Genomic DNA, 19433 nt, shown 5'->3' on the forward strand with positions numbered 1-19433 from the left:
TCCTGACGTCCGGGGTGCTCAGAGCAGCCTATGGCACCGCGGGTACTAGACGGCGCGGCAAAGCGGTCAGGTGCCGAGCGGATCCGCAGGACTGCGGGCGGTTAAGGGGTGGCCGCCACGGCTTTGACGGGTACGCGCCCGCAACTGACGGCGATCCCGAACAACACCAGGAACACGCTGGACAGCAGGGCGAGGATCAGCGTCGCCGCGTGGAGGCCGAAGAACGGCAGGAGAGACAGTAGAACGCTGAGGATGCTGTACCCGGCTCCGGTGACAACGCCGAAGGTGCCGAAGGAAGCCCGGCCCGTGACGCCCGTGGCCAGTACCGAAACAGCAAACGCAACGGAAAGTCCGTTGATCAGCAATGGCGCGAGCCCGCTCGGCAGGACGATGAACCAGCCGACGGCGAGCGTGACTGCCGCACTTGCCAACGCCGATCCGGTGCCAACGGCAGCGGACGTTCTCGTCGCCGTCGCACCCGCATTGGAGGTGATCAGCGCAAACGCCACCGCGAACAGCAACCAGACGACGATGACGCCGAATGATGTTGGGCCGACGCCACCGAAGTAGTGCCAGTAGTAGGTGCCGCCGTAGCGGTAGCCAATAGCCCAGCGGTGGACGAGCGAAACGATTGTGGTCAGCACGATCAGGATCCCGGCCACGATGAACGCCGCCGGGTGCCGGGTGAGTCTGTTCGGCGGAGGCGGCATCACGGCGTGTCCGGGCACCATCGCGGGATTCATTCGGGCCGGCACGCCGGGTTGCGGGTACGCCTGGGGATAGCCGGGTTGGTAGCCGACGTGTGCGGGTTGTCCGTGGGACACCGGCGGCTCACCCTGTTGTCCCGTGGAGGCCGGCGCCGCGGGCCCGGTGGGTTCCGTACTGAGCCCGGTCGAGGAGAGTCCGCCTACCAGCGCGCGCAGCTGCCCGTCGTCGTTCAGATCGATCTGGTGCTCGAACGCTCGTCCGACGACGATCACCAGTTCGTCGCGGGGCAGGGTGCGTCCGGTCAGTGCGTTCACCCGCTGCGACAGCGCGCTCAGCCGATCAGGCTGTGCCATGCGGATCAACCTAGCTCAGCGGATGTTCGAGCTTGATGACCCCGGAGTCGTCGCTGACATACACCGTGCCGTCGGGCGACACCGCCATGTCGTAGGGGTTGCTGAGCCCCTGGAACGGCAGGACCTTCTGGGTGCTCGACCCCGCCGGTAGTGCCAGCACTCGGTTGTTCTTGAAATCCAGTGCATAGACCGTGCCGCTGGCGTCCACCCCGACACCGTTGGCCTGCTGGATCCCGCTGAACGGCAGGGTTTGCTGCTTGCCGGTCGCCGGATCCAGCTTCACCACCTGGCCGGCATTGAGGTTGGCGACGTATACCCCGCCCGAGGAGTCCGCCGCGATCGCGACGGGCCGGCCGGTGGTGCCGAACGGAATTCGACGCGCGGAGGTCGCACCCGGCGCGAGCGCCTGGATCCAGTACTTGCCGTCGTCGTCGGCGGTGAAATCGGTGACATAGATGGTGCCGCCGGAATCGACGGCCACGTCGGCGTAGAGATTGCCGCCGGAGATCGGCAGCTTCTGCAGTGTGGTGGATCCGGCCGGCATCTTGAAGATCCCGTTCTGGTCTCCGGTGGTCATGTAGACCCCACCGGCACTGTCGGTGGACATCCGCACGAGCGACGCGGCTTCCCCGGTCAGCGGCACGGTGCTCGGCGCCGCGGCTCCGGGTGCCAGAACCAGCAGGCCGGGTTTGTTGTTGACGTAGACGGTGCCGTTGCGGTCGACGGTGAGGGCGCGGCGGGTCACGTTCAGCGGGAGCCGGGTCTGTACGGGTGTCACCGCGGGCGGCGAGTCCGGCGTCGGCGTGGGTTCTGAGGGCCCCGGCTCTGAGGGATTGGGCTCGGTCGGTGCGGGTTCGCCAGGAGAGGGTTCCGAGGGCGCGGGTCCGGCCGGTTCGGAGGGGGCGCCTTCCGACGGGGTCGGCTGCGGCGTCGTGCCGGACGCGTCGACGGGCGTCGACGCTCCCGCTGACGGCGTGTCGGCGGGGGAGGACCCGGCCGGAATGCTGGGTGCCGGTCCGGCCTGCTGTTCGGCTGTGGGCCCGCTGGGCTTGACCACCAGCCAGATCGTCACGCCGACGGCGCTGACCACCGCCAGGACCGCGGCAACGATGGCCCAGCGCAACATGTTCCGGTTCCGCTTCGGCGGCTGGCCGGGTTGGCCGGGAGCGAACCAGGCCCCGCCGTTCTGGGCATCACCGGATGGCCACGTCTGACCGGGCAGCGGCGCCTGTTGAAAGGCATCACCGGACTGCCAGGGCTGGCCGGGTGCCGGTGCCTGCTGATACGACGGGGGTACCTGCTGCGTCGGTGGTTCGAACCGGGAAACCGGCGGCTCGAACACCTCGGTGAACGGATCGGGTGGTTCTGTCACAGCGCCCCTCTCGTAGTGACCCCTCGACGATAGGCCAGGCCTGCGCCGATCGTTGATCTGACCGCCCGCCCGGTGCGGCCGAGATTGGTGATCGGGGCGCCCGCCGCCGGGACTTAACGTTCAGGTGTGGGTAGTTGTGGGACGGTGTCGAGGCCAAGGCGACGGAGCGCGGTGGTGCTCGGGGGTGCGCTGGTCGCCGTGGCGATGCTGGCCGGGTGCGGTCCCGGGCAGCGGGACCCGGTCGCCACCACTGCTGCGACCGGCACGACGACGACCACCGCCATCGCCAGCCCGACGGCGACCTCCACTCAGGACTGCGGCAAGGTCTACATCGACTACAAGCCCCCGCTGGCCGAGCAGCACATCCGCTGCACCCTGCAGCCGGCGGCGGGACTGACACTGGCGGTGTCCAGCGACCCGTCGTGGTCCTTCGAACTACAGCGTGCGGGCACCACCGTCCAGCGGTTCACCGAGATCACCGACAAGATCGGCCAGAGCGGGGTGGCGCCGCTGCTGGCCGACCTCGACGGCACCGGCATCCCGTCGCTGTTGGTGGTGAACGGCCGCGGCGGTACCGGCGGCGAGCCCATGGCGGTGTGGAAGTTCAACCCAGAAGAGACCGAATTCGTCCGTGCCGGTGAGATTTTCGGGTTCCGGCACTATTACCGCAGCACTGAGGGGCTCTTCGGTCTCTATGCGCACTCCGGTGCCGGAGCCGGCGTCGTGACGCTCTACCGCTGGGACGGCGACAGCTTGGTGGCGGTGGTGCTGCTGGATGTCCAGACTCCGGACTGGACCGTGCAGTCCACCGACAAGCGGGTGTGGCTGCGCAACAAGAACGTCATGTGCACTCTCAACAAGGACGACTACCCCGCCGGATCACTGGCCGCGTGGCGGGCCCAACTGACGGCGGCCGGGTTCGACCCGGCCACCGCCGCCGAGCATTTCTGCATGCAGCCGTGGGTGGGCACCCTCTACCGCTGAGCGGTCGGTCTCGGTCCTCACGATCGCCGGGTAGGGCCTACGCTGACGGACATGTCCGCCTCGACCACATCGGCGCCGACGCCGACCCTCGGGGTGACAAAACAACGATGACGGCGTTTCTCCTGACGTTGACGGGTCTGGCTTTTCTCGACTCCCTCAACGTCCTGAACATCGGCGTGATCTCGGCCGTCATCTACGGCAGCCGATTGAACCGTCAGTCCGTGCTGCCCGGCGGAGTCAGCTATATCGCCGGACTTCTCACGGTGACCATCACCTTCGGGCTGTGCGTGGTGCTCGGATTGGGGCTGCTCGCGGATCTGACCGACTTCCACCTGACCCCGGCGGTCAGGTATTGGGGCGAGCTTGTGCTGGGTGTGCTGCTGATCGGGCTGGCGTTCGTGCCGCTGGTCGCCCAGAGCACGACGCCGGGCTGGGCCCTGGGAGCCATGCGCGATCGCCCCTGGCTGCTCGGATTCCTCGGTGCGGCAGTCGGCCTCGGGCAGGCCCCCACCGCGGTTCCCTATCTGACGGCCTTGGCGATGATCGCGGCGCTGCACCCCCGCCCGGGGGGCTGGCCGCTGATGATCGTCGGGTACTGGATCGTCGCGATGCTGCCGTGCATGCTCATCCTCGGGCTCTCGACGCTCAAAAGCCGGCGAGCCGTCCGCGCGCAGCGCTGGCTGGTGCGCAACGTCGCCAAGTACGGGCCGATCGGCGTGCGCCTGTTGTTCCTGGCCGTCGGTGTCGCGTTGGTCGCGGACGCGCTCGTCCACCGCAGTCGGTGGTGGTGACTCGGGGAGCCTGGCGGAGGCGGGCCGGTTGTGACCACGGTCATAGCCCCCAGGAAAGTTGAGCGGAATAGGCTCAACCTTGACGTGGTTGACCACTACGACAAGCATTTGCCGGGCGACTACGTGTGTGCCCGTATCGAAGAAAGTGAGGTGTCGTGGACTCGTTCAACCCGACCACGAAGACCCAGGCGGCGCTGACGGCGGCACTGCAGGCGGCCACCGCTGCCGGCAACCCGCAGGTGGCACCCGCCCACCTGTTGATGGCGCTGCTCACCCAGAACGACGGGATCGCCGCGCCGCTGCTGGAGGCTGTCGGCGTTGACCCCGCGACCATCCGAGCCGAGGATCAGCGACTGCTCGACGCGCTGCCGAGCGCGACGGGCGCCAGCTCCAGCCCGCAGCTCTCGCCGCAGTCGATCGCGGCCATCACCGCTGCGCAGCACCTGGCTACCGAGATGGACGACGAGTACGTCTCCACCGAGCACCTGATGGTCGGGCTGGCCGGCGGCAACACCGACGTCTCGACCCTGCTGAACCGGCACGGGGCGACTGCCGACACTCTGCGTGAGGCGTTCGTCAAGGTCCGCGGCAGCGCCCGGGTGACCAGCCCGGACCCCGAGGGCAGCTACCAGGCGCTGGAGAAGTACTCCACCGACCTGACCGCGCGCGCCAAGGAGGGCAAGCTCGACCCGGTGATCGGCCGCGACACCGAGATCCGTCGCGTCATCCAGGTACTGAGCCGTCGCACCAAGAACAACCCGGTGCTCATCGGCGAACCCGGCGTCGGCAAGACCGCCATCGTCGAGGGCCTGGCCCAGCGCATCGTCGCGGGCGACGTGCCGGAATCGTTGCGGGACAAGACCGTTGTGTCACTGGACCTGGGGTCCATGGTGGCCGGCGCTAAGTACCGCGGTGAGTTCGAGGAGCGCCTCAAGGCCGTCCTCGACGACATCAAGAACTCCGCCGGGCAGATCATCACCTTCATCGACGAGCTGCACACCATCGTGGGTGCGGGCGGAACCGGTGAGGGCGCGATGGACGCCGGCAACATGATCAAGCCGATGCTGGCCCGCGGCGAGCTGCGGCTGGTCGGCGCGACCACGCTCGACGAGTACCGCAAGTACATCGAGAAGGACGCCGCGCTGGAGCGCCGTTTCCAGCAGGTGTTCGTCGGGGAGCCGTCGGTCGAGGACACCGTCGGCATCCTGCGCGGCCTCAAGGACCGCTACGAGGTGCACCACGGTGTGCGGATCACCGACTCGGCGCTGGTCGCCGCGGCGACCCTGTCCGATCGCTACATCACCAGCCGCTTCCTGCCGGACAAGGCCATCGACCTGGTCGACGAGGCCGCGTCGCGGCTGCGGATGGAGATCGACTCCCGCCCCGTCGAGATCGACGAGGTCGAGCGCGTCGTGCGGCGCCTGGAGATCGAGGAGATGGCGCTGGAGAAGGAGGAGGACGACGCCTCCAAGGAGCGGCTGGAGCGGCTGCGCGCCGAATTGGCCGACAAGAAGGAACATTTGGCCGAGCTGACCGCACGGTGGCAGAACGAGAAGAGCGCCATCGACGTGGTCCGCGAGCTCAAGGAGCAGCTGGAGGACCTGCGCGGGGAGGCCGACCGGGCCGAGCGTGACGGCGATCTGGCCAAGGCCGCCGAGCTGCGCTACGGTCGGATTCCGGAGGTGGAGAAGAAGCTCGACGCCGCCGTCCCGCAGGCCCAGACCCGCGAGGACGTCATGCTCAAGGAGCAGGTCGGCCCCGACGACGTCGCCGACGTGGTGGCGGCGTGGACCGGCATCCCCGCCGGGCGTCTGATGGAGGGTGAGACCGCCAAGCTGCTGCGGATGGAGGACGAACTCGGCAAGCGTGTCGTCGGCCAGAAGGCCGCCGTCGCAGCGGTTTCGGATGCGGTGCGGCGATCGCGGGCCGGCGTTGCCGACCCGAATCGGCCGACCGGATCGTTCCTGTTCCTCGGGCCTACCGGTGTCGGTAAGACCGAGCTGGCAAAAGCGTTGGCGGACTTCCTGTTCGACGACGAGCGCGCCATGACCCGGATCGACATGAGCGAGTACGGCGAGAAGCACTCGGTCGCAAGGCTGGTCGGTGCCCCTCCGGGGTACGTCGGCTACGACCAGGGTGGTCAGCTGACCGAGGCGGTCCGCCGGCGGCCCTACACCGTCGTGCTGTTCGACGAGGTCGAGAAGGCCCACCCGGACGTGTTCGACGTGCTGCTGCAGGTTCTCGACGAGGGCCGGTTGACCGACGGCCAAGGCCGCACGGTCGACTTCCGCAACACCATCTTGATCCTGACCTCCAACCTGGGGGCCGGTGGTACCGAGGAGCAGGTGATGGCAGCGGTGCGCTCGGCCTTTAAGCCGGAGTTCATCAACCGCCTCGACGATGTGCTGATGTTCGAGCACCTCAAGGAAGACGAGCTGGTGGAGATCGTCGATATCCAACTGGCACAACTGCAGAAGCGCCTGGCGCAGCGGCGGTTGACGCTGGAGGTCTCACTGGCCGCCAAGCAGTGGCTGGCCGAGCGCGGGTTCGACCCGCTCTACGGTGCCCGCCCGCTGCGCCGGCTGGTGCAGCAGGCCATCGGCGACCAGCTGGCCAAGCTGCTGCTGTCCGGCGACGTGCACGACGGCGACGTCGTCCCGGTGAACGTCAGCGCCGACGGCGACGGGCTGGTGCTGGGCTGACGACGAAGCGCCGAGGAACGAGGTGTGAGGAGTCGGCCCCGACACTCTGGGGTAGCTGGTGCGGCAGTGAAATCGCCCCCGGCTCTTTCGAGAGCCGGGGGCGATTTCGTGCCCGCACCCTACCGACCGTGGGCGTCCACCAACCCGTCGTGCGAGTAAGCGCCACGGTCGGCGGATCTTGGCCCGCGTTAGAACTGCACCTGGGGCGGGGCCTGCTGGCCCTCGGGGGCCTTGTAGAACTCCCGCTTGCTCACCCCGGCGGGACCGGCGACGAACATCCACGGGATGGTGACGACCTTCTGGTTCAGCGTCGACACCGCGTCGTTGTAGTACTGCCGCGCGAATGCCAGCTGGTTCTCGGTGTCGGCCAACTGCTCCTGCAGTTGCAGGAAGTTCGCCGATGCCCTCAGATCGGGGTAGTTCTCGGCGACCACCATGACGTTGCCGATCGCCCGGTCCAGCCGGGCCTGCGCCTCGGCCTTCGCATCGACGTTGTCGGACGCGGCGGCTGCCGCCACTCCGGTGCGTGCGGCGGTGACTTCCTCGAACACCGACTTCTCGTGCGCCGCATAACCTTTGACGGTGTTGACCAGGTTGGGCACCAGATCTGCCCGACGGGTCAGCTGCACGTCGATGCCGCCGAGCGCCTCCTGGGCGCTGACGTCGAGTCGCCGCAGCGAGTTGAATGCGATGATCCCGAAGGCGATCAGCGCGACGACGATCACCACGACCACGATGATCGCGATTCCCGTTCCACCCATGAGCTAGCTCCTCACTGTCGGTTTGTGTCCACTATGGCTGTTCGGCGCCACGTTCGCGCCCCCTTGGTCACCAGGTTCCCCCGCCGCCGCCACCGCCGCCGCCCCAACTGCCGCCCCCGCTGCTCCAGCCACCGCCGCCGGAGGACGAACTCGACGACGACTGCGACGCGGTGTAGGCGCTGATCGAACTGGACACGGCCGAGTTGAAACTGGCCAGGCCGTCGGAGAAATTGCCGGCGGAGTACAGGCCGGCCGACTGGCCGACGGGCACCGGGTACCACCACGGCACCGGTGGCTCGGTGTTGGTGGCGGCCCGGTACTTCGCCGCCCACTTGTCGGCCACCCCGAATGCGACGGCATACGGGATGTAGGCGATGTACAGGTCCTGGCGCGCGGCGTAGTCGAACCGGTCCTCGCTCGACGGGGTGGCCAAAAGACGTCGGAAACCGGCTGCCCGTGACCATAATTCGCGTCCGGCCGGGGTGCGACGGGTGGTCGCCCCGGTGGCCAGCAGCCCGAACCCGCAGATGGTGAACGCCGCGAACGGCGCGCCCCACATGGTCGGGGCGAGAAAGCCGACGAACCCGATCACCGCCGCCACCGCGGACAACAGGAGCAGTACCCGGCCGATCAGCCCGGACCACGAGGTCTGCATCACCCCGGTGTCCTCGGACCAGGACCGGCAGGCATTTGCCACCGTCTTTCTGGCCCTGATCAGCGTCTGGCCCGTGGACACCGCGCCGTCGACGGCGAAGGCGGCACCGGGTGTGGTGACGCCCAGTGCGGTACCCAACGCCCGGCCGACCGGGTCGATGGCGGCCCACTGCTCGGGGGTGCCGATGCCGGTGACCGTCCAATGGCGGGAATCGGAGCGGTCGAGCCGGATGAGTTTGCGGTCGGCCAGGGACAGCAGCGTCGCGACCATCGCGTCGTCGCCCTCGGTCTCGTCGGCGATGTAGCGGGTCTGCGCCGGTCCGAGGCCCTGCGGCGGGACGTAGAGCACCGGGGTGCCCGGGGGGATCTCGCGTTGCATCCGGAACAGCCAGAGCCCGGCGCCCGCGGCCAGCAGGGTCAATACGGCGACGAGAACCGTCATCGGTACCGAGTGGCCGAGGACGTAGTCGAATTCCACTGTCCACCCCACGGTGGCGCGCGGCGGCGCCGGCACGGACAGATCGGCGCGCACCGTCACCGGGTTCTGCGCGGGCAGGTTCGCCGCGGCCACCGTCAGATGTGCGGTGCCGGCACCGTCGATCGTGCACGGGATCTCCCCGGAGGCCGACGCCACGCAGGCCACCTGCCCCGACGGGCCGGGCAGGTCGATGGTGGTGGTGGCGTGGACGATCGGCTGGGCCCAGAACCCGACGACGTCGTAGTAGAACGCCGACGCCGGCGCCGACGCGTTGGTCCCGGCCCGGGTGATGAACTGCCCCTCACCGGCCGACGGCGGGACCAGGCCGCCGTTGATGTTGTAGTCGATGACGTAGACGTGCGGGCCCGGCGCCACCGTCACGTTCGGATTGCCGATCCGGGCGACGTAGAAGGCACCGTTGTTGCGCCACTCGTAGCCGACCTCGCCCGGTTGACCGTCGACGGTGACCTTGGTGACCGTCGGGATGGTGCGGGCGTGCGGATCGGTGCGGTCGGCGATCGGGAAGAACCGGAAGATGCCGTGCTTACCGGCGGCCATGTCGATGGTGAGCTGCTCGGAGGCGTACATCCGGCCGTCGGCGTCGACCCGGTAGTGCGCCGTGTAGTCGGTAATCACCGACTGGCGGTCGACATCGCCGGCGGAGGAGTCGAGATGGGCGAAGATCGCCGGCCACAGCAGCCCGATGGCCGAGAGCGCGCACAGCACCGTCGTCCAGATGATCCGGCGGATGCCCGAGTACGGAGTCACGAGCCAGCTCGGCGCAACCGAGGACGACGATGCCACCTGACGATTGTGACAGCGCGACGGCGCAGCGGAACCCACGAATTTCCTGGAGAGGCCGGTTTGTCCCGGCCAGCGGAACCGGGTTGTCGGCCGCAGGTCGCTGGGCACTGAATGACGGGCCGACCAGCTACGAACACGAACTGTGGAGTGCGCTCGGTGAAACCGCAGGTCACGGCGCTGGGCTATCGGCGGTGAGGGAGGCTCGCCTACGCCGGCCGCACCGGGATCAACGCGCTTCGTCGCCGGCCGGGTAACCGCAGGTAACCAGGTTGTGACCTGCACGGGTTCTATAAAATTGCTATACCTCTACTACGCTGTTGGCGATGGTCCCGTTTTGGTTCACGCTGTCCGCACTCTGCTTTGTGGGTGCGGCGGTGCTGCTGTGGTTCGACTATGACCGGCGCCGCGGACACGGCCGCCGGCGTAAGTCGTGGGCGCGTTCCCACGGGTTCGACTACGAACCGGAATCCACCGAGATCCTGTCCAAGTGGAGCCGCGGCGTCATGTCGACCGTCGGCGACGTCACCGCCCGCAACGTCGTGCTGGGCCAGATCCGCGGGGAAGCCGTCTTCATCTTCGACCTTGACGACGTCGCGACGGTCATCGCGCTGCACCGCAAGGTCGGCACGAATGTGGTCGTCGACCTGCGGCTCAAGGGTCTCAAGGAGCCCCGCGAGAACGACATCTGGCTGCTCGGCGCCATCGGCCCCCGGATGGTCTACTCGACCAACCTCGATGCGGCCCGGCGCGCCTGCGACCGTCGGATGGTCACCTTCGCCCACACCGCGCCCGACAGCGCCGAGATCATGTGGAACGAGCAGCACTGGACGCTGATCTCCATGCCGATCAGCAGCGGTCGCTCCCAGTGGGACGACGGCCTGCGCACCGTCCGCCAGTTCAACGACCTGCTGCGGGTACTGCCGCCGATCTCGGCCGAGCTGCCCGGCGCCACCCGTCGTCCCGACGCCGGCCGGCCGTTGGCTCCGTCCGCCCCGGCCCCGCCGGCCGAACTTCCGCCGGGTCGCAGCGGCCAGCCGTCCGGGCTGCGCACCGACGCCCCGCACGGGGTGCGGGTCCGCCGCGGATCCCGCACCGGCCGGCAGTGACCGCACCCCAGGTCGACGCCGCCGACCGCGCGGAGCTGGCCGAGCTGGTCCGCCGGTTGGCCGTCGTGCACGGACGCGTCACCCTGTCCTCGGGCCGGGAATCCGACTACTACGTCGACCTGCGCCGCGCCACCCTGCAGCACCGCGCCTCCCCGCTGATCGGGAAGCTGCTGCGCGAACTCACCGCGGACTGGGACTACGCCGCCGCCGGCGGACTGACGCTGGGTGCCGACCCGGTCGCGACGGCGATCATGCACGCCCCGGGCCGGCCGATCGACGCGTTCGTCGTCCGCAAATCCGCGAAAACCCATGGCATGCAACGACTCATCGAAGGCTTCGACGTCGCCGGGCAACGCGTCCTAGTGGTCGAGGACACCTCCACCACCGGCGCTTCCCCGCTGACGGCGGTCCGCGCGGTCCGCGAGGCCGGCGGCGAGGTCGTCGGGGTGGCGACCGTCGTCGACCGGGCCACCGGAGCTGCGGAGATCATCGAGGCCGAGGGCCTGCCCTATCGCAGCGTGCTGGGCCTGGCCGACCTGGGGCTGCCCGGGGCCTGACCGGCTGGGGTAGGACCTGCGATGACGAGGAAACCGGCCCGCGCGTTCCTGGCTGTTCTGCTGACCCTGACGGCTGTGCTGGCCGGCTGTGGCACCACCGGTGACCAGCGGGTTTTCGGGGCACAGAGCGTCCCTCTCGGCCAGTCGCTGGCCGTGCTGGGCTGGAACATCTCCGTCGCCAACCTGCGGTTCGCCGACGACAAGGTGCTGATCGACGTCGACGCAGCACCCAGTGACCCGTCGGCACCGCGCGCCGATGCCCGCGAGGTCCGGTTCGGCCTGTACGGCGCGCTGGCCCACCCCGTCGAGGCCACCGGCCTGGGCAGCTGCGACGCCGTCGTCGGCTCCGACGTCAACCCGCTGCGCACCTCCGCCGACGCGTTCAGCGGAACCGTGTGTCTGGGCCCGGTCTCAGATCAGGCGCAGGTCCGCGGGGTGTACCTGTACTCCCCGCGCGACCGGATCGCCGGAAGCACCGTCGCCTACCCGGCGGCGTTCCCGCTCGGACTGCCGCGCACCCCGGTCAGCGATTCCGGCCTCGTGCTCTACAGCACCAGCGCCGAGGCCTGGCGCGCCGACGGGAACGTGCTGACCCCGGCGTCGCTCGGCGATCCGGTGGCCTTCACCGGCAAGGGCTATCTGCTCCTCGGGTTGCGCGCCGAAGCCGTCGCCGAGCGCTACCGCGACGAGGCCGCCGAACGCGGCGGGCCGCTGATGATCGTGATCGCCCCGACGCTGCCCGCTCCCGGCCTCAACCCAGCGTGCCAGGCTTACGGGTCCTCGGTGCTGATCATGCCGGAGTCGTCGCTGGACGCGGTGGCGGTGAGCGCGTCGCTGTGCGCCCAGGGCGACGTCAACGAGGCCGTCCTGTACCCGACGGTGTCGATCATCGGCACCCACGCCGGTCTGTGGACCCGGACGTGACCGATCCGGGCCCCACCGAGTGGGGCGGTGGTCACGGTGTCGGCCCCTGGGCGGACGAGCACGACGGCCCGCCGCCGGAGGATCCCCGCTACGACCCGACGCTGCTGGCCGAAGGGGATACCCGCAACGTCGTCGACGCCTACCGGTACTGGACCCGCGAGGCGATCATCGCCGACATCGACACCCGTCGGCACCCGCTGCACGTGGCCATCGAGAACTTCGGCAACGACGCCAACATCGGCGGGGTGGTTCGCACGGCGAACGCGTTCGCCGTCGACACCGTGCACATCGTCGGACGACGACGGTGGAACCGCCGCGGCGCCATGGTCACCGACCGCTACCAGCGGCTGCGCCACCACGACAGCACCGCCGAACTGCTGGCCTATGCCCGCTCGGCGGGGCTGAAGGTCGTCGCCGTCGACAACGTGCCCGGCTCGGTGCGGCTGGAAACCGCTGAGCTGCCCCGCAATACGCTGATGATCTTCGGCTCCGAGGGACCCGGTATCAGCGGCGAGGCCCGTGCCGGCGCGGACCTGCTGGTGTCCATCGCCCAGTTCGGCTCGACCCGCAGCATCAACGCCTCGGTGGCCGCCGGGATCGCCATGCACGCGTGGATCCGCCGCCACGGCGACCTCGACGCGGCCTGGTAGGGCAGACTTGGCTCCCATGGAACAGGTGTGGGCCAACCGGGCGGGTTCGGCGGAGACGGCGATTGCGACACGGCATTTCCAGCGGCTGTGGGGAATCCCCGGGACCCAACTCGGTGTCGTCGGCTGGCCCGCGGTGCGCCGCGAGCGGCTGTTCGGGGTGTGGCACTACTGGTGGCAGGCGCACCTGTTGGACTGCCTGGTCGACGCCCAGCTGCGCGCCCCGAATGCCGATCGGCTGACCCGGATCACCCGGCAGATCCGCGGCCACTGGCTGCGCAACCCGGGGTGGACCAACAGCTACTACGACGACATGGCCTGGCTCGCGCTGGCCCTGCAGCGCGCCGGCGGCTACCTGGGCGTGGACACCGCCCGCGCCACCGACACCCTGACCAAGCAGCTCGTCGGATCCTGGTCACCGGCTGACGGCGGCGGCATCCCGTGGCGCAAGTCCGACAAGTTCTTCAACGCCCCCGCCAACGGCCCGGCCGGCATCTTCCTGGCCCGCCACGGCCGGGTGCACCGCGCCACCGAGATGGCCGACTGGATCGACGCCACCCTGATCGACCCGGACTCGCACCTGGTGTTCGACGGGATCAAGGACGGGTCCCTGGTGCGCGCCCAGTACACCTACTGCCAGGGCGTGGTGCTCGGCCTGGAGACCGAACTGGCCATGCGGACCGGCGAGCCGCGGCACCTCGCCCGGGTACGACGGCTGGTGGGCGCGGTAGCCACGGAGATGACCGACGGCAAGGTGCTCCACGGTGGCGGTGGCGGCGACGGCGGCCTGTTCAACGGGATCACCGCCCGCTACCTGGCGCTGGTCGCCACCTCGCTGCCCGGTGACACCGACGCCGACGCCGAGACGCGCGACACCGCGGCGGGGATCGTGCTGGCCTCGGCCGAAGCGGCATGGGAGAACCGGCAGAGCGTGGACGGCCTGCCGCTGTTCGGACCGGTGTGGGACCGCGTCGCGGTGATCCCAGAGCTACCCAAGACCGCCGCGGTCAAGATCGACGGCGGCGTCAACCCCTCGGAGGTCCCCGAGCACGACCTGTCGGTGCAGCTGGGCGGCTGGATGCTGATGGAAGCCGCGCACACGCTCAGCCACGCCTAAGTCAGAACCGATTGAAGCTCAGCTCAATTCGACAGTGAGCTCAGCGCCGGTGGCCGCGATCACGTCGTCGACCCCGACGCCTGGGGCGAGTTCGCGCAGGATCAGCCGTCCGTCACCCGGTACGTCGATCACGCACAGATTGGTGATGATCCGGTCGACCACACCCTGACCGGTCAACGGCAACGTGCAGCGGTCCACGATCTTGGGATTGCCGGCCTTGTCGGTGTGCTCCATCAGCACGATGACGCGGCCCGCGCCGTGCACGAGATCCATTGCGCCACCCATGCCCTTGACCATCTTGCCGGGCACCATCCAGTTGGCCAGGTCGCCGTCGCGGGACACCTCCATGCCACCCAGCACGGCGGCGTCGATGTGGCCGCCGCGGATCATCCCGAACGACAGCGCCGAATCGAAGTACGCTGCACCGGGATTGACGGTCACGGTCTCCTTACCGGCGTTGATCAGGTCGGGGTCGACCTCGTCCTCGGTCGGATAGGGCCCGGTGCCCAGGATGCCGTTCTCCGAGTGCAGGATGACGTGTACGTCGCCGGTGAGATAGCCGGGGATCAGGGTGGGCAGGCCGATTCCGAGATTGACGTATTCGCCGTCGACCATCTCCTGGGCCGCCCGGGCAGCCATTTCGTTGCGGGACCATCCGGTCGCGACGCTGGTGTCGGCCATGTCAGTTCGCCTCCTGCGGCTCGCGCACGGTGCGCTTCTCGATCATCTTGTCCTGCGGTCCGGTGTGCACGATGCGCTGGACGAATACGCCGGCCAAATGCACTGCGCCGGGGTCTATTTCGCCCGGTTCCACGAGCTCCTCGACCTGCGCGATGGTGATCCGGCCGGCCATCGCCGCCAGCGGGTTGAAGTTCATGGCGGTCTTGTTGAACACCAGGTTCCCCAGGGTGTCGGCGCGTTTGGCGTGCACCAGGGCGAAGTCGGCGTTGATCGACTCCTCCAGCACGTAGCGCTTGCCGTTGAACTCCCGGACCTCCTTGGGCGGGGAGGAGACGGCGACCGAGCCGTCGGCGCCGTACCGCCACGGCAGGCCGCCGTCGGACACCGGGCTGCCCACCCCGGCGGGGGTGTAGAACGCGGGAATGCCCGCACCGCCGGCGCGGAGCCGTTCGGCCAGCGTGCCCTGCGGGGTCAGCTCGACCTCCAGCTCCCCGGACAGGTACTGGCGGGCGAATTCCTTGTTCTCACCGACATAGGAGGCGGTGACGCGGCGGATCCGCCCCAGGTTCAGCAGCAGGCCCAGCCCCACGCCGTCGATCCCGCAGTTGTTGGAGAACACCTCGAGGTCTCGTGCCCCGGACTCGGCGACGGCGGCGATCAGTTGGTCGGGGATGCCGCACAGGCCGAAGCCGCCGACCGCGATGGTGGCGCCGTCGGCGATGCCGGCGACGGCCTCAGCCGTCGACGCGTAGACCTTGGATGCCATGGTCCGCCCTTTCAGATCGTGGGTGCCGGGTATCCAACGTTCACTGTGCAAACGGTGGGATAAACACGGGTTCGTTCTGGACGACTGAACAATATCCTGCGTGTGACGTGCAAGGGAAACGCGATCGGGGTCGGGAAACTGTTCGGTGAGTGGTCAATATCGTCGTGGACGTTCATTCAATGAACGCCTAGGATTGGCGGCCGTGACGACTTCGGCGGACGGATCGGGCCCCGGCGTCAACGTGGTGGGGCGCGCCGCGGCGGTGCTGCGTGCGGTGGCCGCGGCCGAGCCGACCGGGATATCCACCACCGACCTTGCGCGGTCGGCGGGACTGGCCCGGCCCACCGCACACCGGCTGCTGACCGCGCTGGCCGCCGAGGATCTGGTGGCCCGTGACAGATCCGGACTGTGGTCGTTGGGCTCGGAGCTGTACCTGCTGAGCGTGGGCGCCGCGGCCCGCTACGAGGTCACCGGCCGGGTACGCCCGGCGGTGGCGCGGCTGGCACGGGAAACCGGCGAGAGCGCGTTCTTCTCCGCCCGCCGGGGTGACGAGACGGTGTGTGTGCTGGCGGAGGAGGGCAGCTTCCCGCTGCGCTCGCACGTCCTGCACGTGGGGATCAGGTTCCCCCTGGCCGTGGCCAGCGCCGGGCTGGCGATTCTGGCGCACCTGCCCGACGCCGATGTCGACGGCTACTTCGCCCGGGTGCGGCCCGAGGAGGGCTGGGGGCCGGCGCACGCCGAGCCGCAGATCCGCACACGTATCGCCGCCACACGGGAGACCGGATACGCGATCAATCCCGGGCTGATCGTCGAGGGCAGCTGGGGCATGGCCGCGGCGGTGTTCGACGGCAACGGCGCTCCGGCCTGGGCGTTGAGCCTGACCGGGGTGGAGACGCGGTTCAAACCCGAGCGGCGCAGGGAACTCGGTGACCTGCTGCTGCACCAGGCCCATCTGCTGTCCGGGGCCCTGCAGACCTGAGGTGACCGCGCGGGGTTCCGCAGGCGGATCTGGGTGCGGATCAGCCGAGCGAATAGCATCACCGGTATGACCACGGCCGCCACCGCACAGCGCACCCGCTGAGCTACGCGCTGATGGCACGCAGACACGGCTGGGCGGGGGACCCGCCGGCTGACGACGAGGAGGCGGTGGCGCGGATCGTCGCCGCCGCGGTCGCCACCATCGACGAGACCGGCGCCGAGATCGGCATCGCCGAGGTGGCCCGCTCGCTCGGGGTGATCCGGCAGACCGTCTACCGGTACTTTCCCAACGCCGAGGCGCTGATGGCCGCGGCGGCCGTCGCGTCGGTCGGTTCCTTCCTCGACCGGATCGAGGAGCAGCTGGCCGGCATCACCGACCCGTCGGCCGCCGTCACTGAGGGGCTGGCCTTCGTGCTGGAGACGTTGCCGGTCACCCCGCACCTGGGATTGCTGCTGATGCCCGCGCACACCAACCGATTTCTGCCGGCGATCACCTCGGAGCAGGCGCGGCACTTCGGCCGGTCCATGCTGGACCGCTTCGAAGTCGACTGGGCCGCCTACGGATACGACGACAGCGCCCTCGACGAGCTGGTCGAGTTCGTGCTGCGCACCGTGCAGTCGTTCGTCACCGATCCGGGACAGCCGCCGCGGGACGGCGCGGACCTGCGTCGCTACCTGGCCCGCTGGGTGGGTTCGGCGGTTGCCGCCCAACCGATTCAGCGATAGCGGACGTCGAAGCCCGTCACCCCGTTGAGCCACGCCGAGCGCAGCCGCTTGGGCTCGCCGAGCTTGGTGATGTCGGGCAGCACGTCGGCGATGGCGTTGAACATCAGGTTGATCTCGGTGCGGGCCAGGTTGGCACCCAGGCAGAAGTGCGTGCCCTGCCCGCCGAACCCCAGATGCGGGTTGGGGTTGCGCAGCACGTTGAACTCGCTCGGGTTCTCGAACACGTCGTCGTCGAAATTGGCCGAGGCGTAGAACAATCCGACGCGCTGACCCGCGGAGATCTCGGCGCCACCGAGTTCGACGTCGCGGGTGGCGGTGCGCTGGAAGGCATACACCGGGGTGCTCCACCGGACAATCTCGTCGGCCGCGGTGACCGGGCGCTCCCGGCGATAGAGGTCCCACTGCTCGGGATTGTCGAGAAAAGCGTTGAGCCCGTGGGTGATCGCATTGCGGGTGGTCTCGTTGCCGGCGACGGCCAGCAGCACCACGAAGAAGCCGAACTCTTCCTCGGTCATCCACTCGCCGTCGAGGTCGGCGTGCACCAGCTTGGTGACGATGTCATCGGCCGGGCAGCGGCGCCGCTCGTCGGCCATGCCGTAGGCGTAGGCCAGCAGTTGGGCGTTGGCGACGGCCGGGTCGTCCAGCCCGGCGTCGGGATCCTCCAGGTTGACCACCGAGTTCGCCCAGTGGAATACCTTCTCGTGGTCCTCGGCGGGCACACCGATCAGGTCGGCGATGGCCAGCAGCGGCAACCGCGAGGCGATATCGGCGACGAAGTCACCGGAGCCGGTGGCCGCGGCCTCCTCGACGATGCGCCTCGCCGCGGTGCGCAGTTTCTCCTCGAGCTCGGCGACCGCGCGCGGGGCGAACAGCCGGGACACGATGCGCCGCAGCCGGGTGTGTTCGGGCGGATCGTGGTTGATCAGCAGGGCCTTGGTGAGCTCGATCTTCTCCTCGTCCATCCCCTCGAAGAAGCTGATCACCACGCCCTTGCGGTTGGCGGAGAAGGTGTCCGGGTCGCGCGAGATGGCCTTGATGTCGGCGTGCCGGCTGACCACCCAGAACCCGCCGTCGGTGAAGCCCCCGGTGCCGGGCTCCTGCGCGTTCCACCACACCGGCGCGTTTTTGCGGAGTTCGGCGAACTCGCGCAGCGGGATGCCCTCGGCTAGCACATCGGGGTCGACGAAGTCGATGCCGTCGGGCCGGGGGCGAAATGGACAGCGCGCGGTGGAGGTCATCGGGTCCTTTCTCCGGCCGCGGTCGGGGACGCGGCGCAACGACCATGACCATACACAAGATATATGAACTGTATGGTCAGTTGGGCTCGATGCACCCCACCCTGCGCTCTCCTGCCCTGGGCCCTCGCGGCCACCGGCCTCGGCCTACCATCGCTGAGGTGACCACTTCTGAACGCACCCGCATCGACTTCGGCTCCCGGATCGGCGTGTGGTGGGCCAGTGACAGCTGGGCCATGCCCGAGGCGCAGCAGGTGGCCCGCGAGATCGAGGCGCTCGGTTTCGGGTCGCTGTTCCTGCCCGAGGCGTTCGGCAAGGAGTGCCTGACCCAGTCGGCGGCCTTCCTGGCGGCCACCGAATCGCTGGTGATCGGCACCGGCATTGCCAACATCCACGTCCGGGTGCCCGCGGCCGCCGAAGCCGGCGCCCGCACCCTCACCGCGCTGCACCCCGGACGCTTCGTGCTGGGACTCGGGGTCAGCCACGGCCCGCTGGTCGATGCGATGGGCGGGACCTACACCAAGCCGCTGGCCACCATGCGCAACTACCTCGACGGCATGGCCGCGGTCTCGGACCGGATCGAACCGGGCATCGGCCGGCCGTCCCGGCTGCTGGCGGCACTCGGTCCGAAGATGATCGAGCTCTCCGGCACCCACGCCGACGGCGCGCACCCGTACCTGGTCACCCCGGAGCACACCCGCGTCACCCGGGACATCCTCGGGCCGGACAAATGGGTGGTCTCCGAGCAGGCCGTCGTCGTCGGCGGTGACGACGCCCAGCAGCTGGCCTACGCGCATCAGCACCTGGACATGTACTCCATGCTGCCCAACTACCGGAACTCCTGGCTGCGTCAGGGTTTTGACGAATCCGACCTGGTGCGCGGCGGCTCCGACCGGCTGGCCCGCGCGCTGGTGGGCATGGGTTCACTGGCCGACGCCGCGGCCTCGGTGACCGCGCATCTGGACGCCGGGGCCGATCACGTCGTCATCCAGGTGCTCGGTGAGCGCCCGGGCATCGACCCGCGCCCGGCGCTGCGTGAGCTGGCCGCCGAGCTCGGGCTGGGGGCAACCGGGTTCCGGTGAGTGGGAC

General features: G+C 69.2%; 18 protein-coding genes. 11 read left to right on the forward strand and 7 right to left on the reverse strand.

Features of this window, described 5'->3' with window-relative positions:
• Positions 1 to 101: 101 nt before the first annotated feature.
• Positions 102 to 1061: a proline-rich domain-containing protein gene (locus G6N16_RS04705; RefSeq protein ID WP_083030092.1), complete on the reverse strand. Its 960-nt coding sequence runs from the start codon at positions 1059 to 1061 to the stop codon at positions 102 to 104.
• A 10-nt stretch (positions 1062 to 1071) separates the two neighbouring features.
• Complete coding sequence (locus tag G6N16_RS04710) at positions 1072 to 2433, reverse strand: PQQ-binding-like beta-propeller repeat protein (protein WP_083030091.1); 1362 nt, start codon at positions 2431 to 2433, stop codon at positions 1072 to 1074.
• A 174-nt stretch (positions 2434 to 2607) separates the two neighbouring features.
• On the opposite strand from G6N16_RS04710, the gene G6N16_RS04715 reads away from it, so the two are divergent.
• From G6N16_RS04715 to clpB, 3 genes are all read left to right on the forward strand, one after another.
• Positions 2608 to 3417: a hypothetical protein gene (locus G6N16_RS04715; protein WP_133052902.1), complete on the forward strand. Its 810-nt coding sequence runs from the start codon at positions 2608 to 2610 to the stop codon at positions 3415 to 3417.
• Between the two features lie 107 nt (positions 3418 to 3524).
• The gene (locus G6N16_RS04720) at positions 3525 to 4208 is read left to right on the forward strand and encodes a GAP family protein (protein WP_083030089.1); all 684 of its coding nucleotides are present in this window, start codon (positions 3525 to 3527) and stop codon (positions 4206 to 4208) included.
• Between the two features lie 155 nt (positions 4209 to 4363).
• Positions 4364 to 6910: an ATP-dependent chaperone ClpB gene (clpB, locus tag G6N16_RS04725; RefSeq protein WP_083030088.1), complete on the forward strand. Its 2547-nt coding sequence runs from the start codon at positions 4364 to 4366 to the stop codon at positions 6908 to 6910.
• A gap of 188 nt (positions 6911 to 7098) precedes the next feature.
• Here the strand turns inward: clpB and G6N16_RS04730 are convergent, their stop codons facing one another.
• Positions 7099 to 7671 carry a LemA family protein gene (locus G6N16_RS04730; RefSeq protein ID WP_083030087.1) on the reverse strand — a complete coding sequence of 191 codons (573 nt, stop codon included), beginning with the start codon at positions 7669 to 7671 and terminating at the stop codon, positions 7099 to 7101.
• A gap of 67 nt (positions 7672 to 7738) precedes the next feature.
• Positions 7739 to 9607: a DUF2207 domain-containing protein gene (locus tag G6N16_RS04735; RefSeq protein ID WP_133052901.1), complete on the reverse strand. Its 1869-nt coding sequence runs from the start codon at positions 9605 to 9607 to the stop codon at positions 7739 to 7741.
• 323 nt (positions 9608 to 9930) lie between these two features.
• Here G6N16_RS04735 and ttfA point away from each other — a divergent pair, with 323 nt between their 5' ends.
• The 5 genes from ttfA to G6N16_RS04760 are packed head-to-tail and all read left to right on the forward strand — an operon-like array spanning position 9931 to position 13958.
• Complete coding sequence (gene ttfA / locus G6N16_RS04740) at positions 9931 to 10713, forward strand: trehalose monomycolate transport factor TtfA (protein WP_083030085.1); 783 nt, start codon at positions 9931 to 9933, stop codon at positions 10711 to 10713.
• Positions 10710 to 11270 (forward strand): orotate phosphoribosyltransferase, encoded by a 561-nt coding sequence (gene pyrE, locus G6N16_RS04745; RefSeq protein WP_083030084.1) that lies wholly within the window; start codon positions 10710 to 10712, stop codon positions 11268 to 11270. Before ttfA ends, pyrE begins: the two co-directional genes overlap by 4 nt.
• Before the next feature lie 21 nt (positions 11271 to 11291).
• Complete coding sequence (locus G6N16_RS04750) at positions 11292 to 12194, forward strand: hypothetical protein (RefSeq protein ID WP_083030083.1); 903 nt, start codon at positions 11292 to 11294, stop codon at positions 12192 to 12194.
• Positions 12191 to 12844: a TrmH family RNA methyltransferase gene (locus G6N16_RS04755; protein ID WP_083030118.1), complete on the forward strand. Its 654-nt coding sequence runs from the start codon at positions 12191 to 12193 to the stop codon at positions 12842 to 12844. Before G6N16_RS04750 ends, G6N16_RS04755 begins: the two co-directional genes overlap by 4 nt.
• 16 nt (positions 12845 to 12860) lie before the next feature.
• The gene (locus tag G6N16_RS04760) at positions 12861 to 13958 is read left to right on the forward strand and encodes a glycoside hydrolase family 76 protein (RefSeq protein ID WP_083030082.1); all 1098 of its coding nucleotides are present in this window, start codon (positions 12861 to 12863) and stop codon (positions 13956 to 13958) included.
• Between the two features lie 18 nt (positions 13959 to 13976).
• Here the strand turns inward: G6N16_RS04760 and G6N16_RS04765 are convergent, their stop codons facing one another.
• Both G6N16_RS04765 and G6N16_RS04770 read right to left on the reverse strand, forming a co-directional pair.
• On the reverse strand, positions 13977 to 14639 hold the full coding sequence (locus G6N16_RS04765) for a CoA transferase subunit B (RefSeq protein WP_083030081.1): 663 nt from the start codon (positions 14637 to 14639) through the stop codon (positions 13977 to 13979).
• Position 14640: 1 nt separating this feature from the next.
• A complete protein-coding gene (locus G6N16_RS04770; protein ID WP_083030080.1) occupies positions 14641 to 15405 on the reverse strand; it encodes a CoA transferase subunit A in 765 nt (254 codons plus the stop codon).
• 193 nt (positions 15406 to 15598) lie between these two features.
• On the opposite strand from G6N16_RS04770, the gene G6N16_RS04775 reads away from it, so the two are divergent.
• Both G6N16_RS04775 and G6N16_RS04780 read left to right on the forward strand, forming a co-directional pair.
• Positions 15599 to 16384, forward strand: coding sequence for an IclR family transcriptional regulator (locus G6N16_RS04775; protein ID WP_407663616.1), 786 nt, complete (start codon positions 15599 to 15601; stop codon positions 16382 to 16384).
• A 113-nt stretch (positions 16385 to 16497) separates the two neighbouring features.
• Complete coding sequence (locus tag G6N16_RS04780) at positions 16498 to 17109, forward strand: TetR family transcriptional regulator (RefSeq protein ID WP_083030079.1); 612 nt, start codon at positions 16498 to 16500, stop codon at positions 17107 to 17109.
• Here the strand turns inward: G6N16_RS04780 and G6N16_RS04785 are convergent.
• The gene (locus G6N16_RS04785; protein ID WP_083030078.1) at positions 17100 to 18347 is read right to left on the reverse strand and encodes a cytochrome P450; all 1248 of its coding nucleotides are present in this window, start codon (positions 18345 to 18347) and stop codon (positions 17100 to 17102) included. The two genes, G6N16_RS04780 and G6N16_RS04785, sit on opposite strands and share 10 nt — an antisense overlap.
• Positions 18348 to 18505: 158 nt before the next feature.
• Here G6N16_RS04785 and G6N16_RS04790 point away from each other — a divergent pair, with 158 nt between their 5' ends.
• Positions 18506 to 19426 carry an LLM class F420-dependent oxidoreductase gene (locus tag G6N16_RS04790; RefSeq protein ID WP_083030077.1) on the forward strand — a complete coding sequence of 307 codons (921 nt, stop codon included), beginning with the start codon at positions 18506 to 18508 and terminating at the stop codon, positions 19424 to 19426.
• Positions 19427 to 19433: the final 7 nt, after the last annotated feature.

The sequence above is a fragment of the Mycolicibacterium insubricum genome (assembly GCF_010731615.1).
GTDB classification, from domain to species: domain Bacteria; phylum Actinomycetota; class Actinomycetes; order Mycobacteriales; family Mycobacteriaceae; genus Mycobacterium; species Mycobacterium insubricum.